Source organism: Massilia norwichensis, assembly GCF_024753245.1.
Lineage (GTDB): Bacteria > Pseudomonadota > Gammaproteobacteria > Burkholderiales > Burkholderiaceae_D > Telluria > Telluria norwichensis.
Genome location: NZ_JANUGX010000077.1, coordinates 1 through 1,315 on the forward strand (window position 1 = coordinate 1; position 1,315 = coordinate 1,315).

Annotated in this window: 1 protein-coding gene; it reads left to right on the forward strand. The window is 57.2% G+C overall.

The window, feature by feature from the left end; all coding sequences use genetic code 11:
• The first annotated feature begins 106 nt into the window (after window positions 1-106).
• A complete protein-coding gene (locus NX782_RS26195) occupies window positions 107-1,309 on the forward strand; it encodes an ISL3 family transposase (RefSeq protein ID WP_258848436.1) in 1,203 nt (400 codons plus the stop codon).
• The last annotated feature ends 6 nt before the right edge of the window (window positions 1,310-1,315 follow it).

Consider the following 1,315-nt stretch of genomic DNA (forward strand, 5'->3'; position numbering starts at 1 on the left):
GGTTCTTCACGGATTAGCGGGAAGTAACCAGTAAACGAAGAAAGCGGTAAAGAAGAGCTAGACTTGTTGTGCGACCAACAAAACCTTGACTCAACTTACCGCTTTCATGACGGATCATAATCTCGAGCTCCCGTTCTGGGAAGGCTTTATTGCATCAAAAGTGGAGCGCCGGTCCGGCGCCGTGTGGATCGATCTGCGGCGCTGTCCATCGGCGCCGATGGTATGCAGCGGCTGCGGTCATCACTGCTATCGCGTGCATGAAACCGGGGTAAGGATCATTCGCGAGTTGCCAATGCTGGGTCAACCGGTATGGTTGCGGGTGCCGCTCAGGCGTCTTCGTTGCGGCCAGTGCGGCACGCGTACAGAGCGTGTGAGCTGGCTTGACCGTCATGCCCGGGTGACTCGAGCGTTGGCGGATTTCGTCGGTGTCTGGTGTGAAAAGCTGCCTGTCGCCCACGTCTGCAAGCTCGCTGGACTGCATTGGGAAACGGTACGCACCATCGAGCGCGCCAGGCTGGAACGGCAGCTGTCTGCGCTACCCGAGCCTCAGCCAACACGTCTTGTGATGGACGAATTTGCCTTATTCAAAGGCCACCGCTATGCAACTGCAGTACTCGACGCCGATACCCGACGTGTCCTTTGGGTAGGAGAAGGCCGCAGCCGTGAAGCGATCCGGCCATTTTTCGAATGGCTCGGCACAAAGCGCTGCGCCAACATCGAAGCCGTCGCGATGGACATGAATACTGCGTTTGACCTGGAAGTGAGACAACAGTGTCCAAACGCGCGTGTCGTCTATGACCTATTTCATGTCGTTGCCAAGTATGGCCGTGAAGTGATCGACCGTGTGCGCGTCGACGAGGCCAATCGCCTGAAAGACAACCGACCACAGCGAAAAATCGTGAAGCGGGCACGCTGGCTTTTGCTGCGCAATCCACAAAACGTCCCGCCCGACCAACAACCCAGACTTAACGAACTCCTCGCGGCAAACCAGGCCTTGATGACTGTCTATCTGATGAAAGCAAGCCTGAAAGAACTCTGGCAGCAGCACGACGCCAAGACCTGGCGCCTTGCTTGGCGCAGCTGGTTTGCCATGGTGGCCGACAGTGGTATCGAGCCGCTACGTCGATTTGCCGACAAACTGAAGCCGTATTGGCGTGGCATCCTGGCCAGAGTGCGCTGGCCGATGCACACCGGCCAGCTGGAAGGCATCAACAACCGCATCAAGGTGATGAAACGGATGGCCTACGGTTACCGCGACAGCGCCTTCTTCTTCCTAAAGATCAAAGCCGCGTTTCCCGGAAATCCGTGAAGAACC